The organism is Streptomyces sp. NPDC046349 (assembly GCF_055587885.1).
The window spans coordinates 1-2,505 of sequence record NZ_JBVJFK010000030.1 but is presented as its reverse complement, the minus strand read 5'-3'; the positions used below and the strand labels follow the sequence as shown (position 1 = coordinate 2,505).

Annotated in this window: 1 rRNA gene (only partly in view); it reads left to right on the top strand. The window is 56.3% G+C overall.

Annotated features, from left to right (window positions below):
- Positions 1–2,474: ribosomal RNA gene (locus ACZ6JS_RS35475) — 23S ribosomal RNA — on the top strand (it extends 150 nt beyond the left edge of the window).
- Positions 2,475–2,505: the final 31 nt, after the last annotated feature.

The following is a 2,505-nucleotide window of genomic DNA, read 5'->3' as shown; positions in this document are numbered from 1 at the left end:
TCTCGTGACTGCGTGCCTTTTGAAGAATGAGCCTGCGAGTTAGCGGTGTGTAGCGAGGTTAACCCGTGTGGGGAAGCCGTAGCGAAAGCGAGTCCGAATAGGGCGATTGAGTTGCACGCTCTAGACCCGAAGCGGAGTGATCTAGCCATGGGCAGGTTGAAGCGGAGGTAAGACTTCGTGGAGGACCGAACCCACCAGGGTTGAAAACCTGGGGGATGACCTGTGGTTAGGGGTGAAAGGCCAATCAAACTCCGTGATAGCTGGTTCTCCCCGAAATGCATTTAGGTGCAGCGTCGTGTGTTTCTTGCCGGAGGTAGAGCACTGGATAGGCGATGGGCCCTACCGGGTTACTGACCTTAGCCAAACTCCGAATGCCGGTAAGTGAGAGCACGGCAGTGAGACTGTGGGGGATAAGCTCCATGGTCGAGAGGGAAACAGCCCAGAGCATCGACTAAGGCCCCTAAGCGTACGCTAAGTGGGAAAGGATGTGGAGTCGCAGAGACAACCAGGAGGTTGGCTTAGAAGCAGCCACCCTTGAAAGAGTGCGTAATAGCTCACTGGTCAAGTGATTCCGCGCCGACAATGTAGCGGGGCTCAAGCGTACCGCCGAAGTCGTGTCATTGCAGCTATAGGGCCAACGCCCGCTGTGATGGGTAGGGGAGCGTCGTGTGCCGGGTGAAGCAGCAGCGGAAGCTAGTTGTGGACGGTTCACGAGTGAGAATGCAGGCATGAGTAGCGATACACACGTGAGAAACGTGTGCGCCGATTGACTAAGGGTTCCTGGGTCAAGCTGATCTGCCCAGGGTAAGTCGGGACCTAAGGCGAGGCCGACAGGCGTAGTCGATGGACAACCGGTTGATATTCCGGTACCCGCTTTGAAACGCCCAATATCGAATCAGGCGATGCTAAGTCCGTGAAGCCGTTCCGGACCCTTCGGGGAAAGGAAAGTGGTGGAGCCGACGAACCAGACTTGTAGTAGGTAAGCGATGGGGTGACGCAGGAAGGTAGTCCAGCCCGGGCGGTGGTTGTCCCGGGGTAAGGGTGTAGGCCGAGGGGTAGGTAAATCCGTCCCTCATACAAGGCTGAGACCTGATGCCGAGCCGATTGTGGTGAAGTGGATGATCCTATGCTGTCGAGAAAAGCCTCTAGCGAGTTTCATGGCGGCCCGTACCCTAAACCGACTCAGGTGGTCAGGTAGAGAATACCGAGGCGTTCGGGTGAACTATGGTTAAGGAACTCGGCAAAATGCCCCCGTAACTTCGGGAGAAGGGGGGCCATCACTGGTGATCGGACTTGCTCCGTGAGCTGGGGGTGGCCGCAGAGACCAGCGAGAAGCGACTGTTTACTAAAAACACAGGTCCGTGCGAAGCCGTAAGGCGATGTATACGGACTGACGCCTGCCCGGTGCTGGAACGTTAAGGGGACCGGTTAGTGACCTTTCGGGGTTGCGAAGCTGAGAACTTAAGCGCCAGTAAACGGCGGTGGTAACTATAACCATCCTAAGGTAGCGAAATTCCTTGTCGGGTAAGTTCCGACCTGCACGAATGGCGTAACGACTTCTCGACTGTCTCAACCATAGGCCCGGTGAAATTGCACTACGAGTAAAGATGCTCGTTTCGCGCAGCAGGACGGAAAGACCCCGGGACCTTTACTACAGTTTGATATTGGTGTTCGGTTCGGCTTGTGTAGGATAGGTGGGAGACTTTGAAGCATCAACGCCAGTTGGTGTGGAGTCGCCGTTGAAATACCACTCTGGTCGTGCTGGATGTCTAACCTCGGTCCGTGATCCGGATCAGGGACAGTGTCTGATGGGTAGTTTAACTGGGGCGGTTGCCTCCCAAAGGGTAACGGAGGCGCCCAAAGGTTCCCTCAGCCTGGTTGGCAATCAGGTGTTGAGTGTAAGTGCACAAGGGAGCTTGACTGTGAGACCGACGGGTCGAGCAGGGACGAAAGTCGGGACTAGTGATCCGGCGGTGGCTTGTGGAAGCGCCGTCGCTCAACGGATAAAAGGTACCCCGGGGATAACAGGCTGATCTTCCCCAAGAGTCCATATCGACGGGATGGTTTGGCACCTCGATGTCGGCTCGTCGCATCCTGGGGCTGGAGTCGGTCCCAAGGGTTGGGCTGTTCGCCCATTAAAGCGGTACGCGAGCTGGGTTTAGAACGTCGTGAGACAGTTCGGTCCCTATCCGCTGTGCGCGTAGGAATATTGAGAAGGGCTGTCCCTAGTACGAGAGGACCGGGACGGACGAACCTCTGGTGTGCCAGTTGTCCTGCCAAGGGCATGGCTGGTTGGCTACGTTCGGGAGGGATAACCGCTGAAAGCATCTAAGCGGGAAGCCTGCTTCAAGATGAGTATTCCCACCTCCTTGAGAGGGTAAGGCTCCCAGTAGACGACTGGGTTGATAGGCCAGATGTGGAAGCCCGGTAACGGGTGAAGCTGACTGGTACTAATAGGCCGAGGGCTTGTCCTCAGTTGCTCGCGTCCACTGTGTTAGTTCTGAA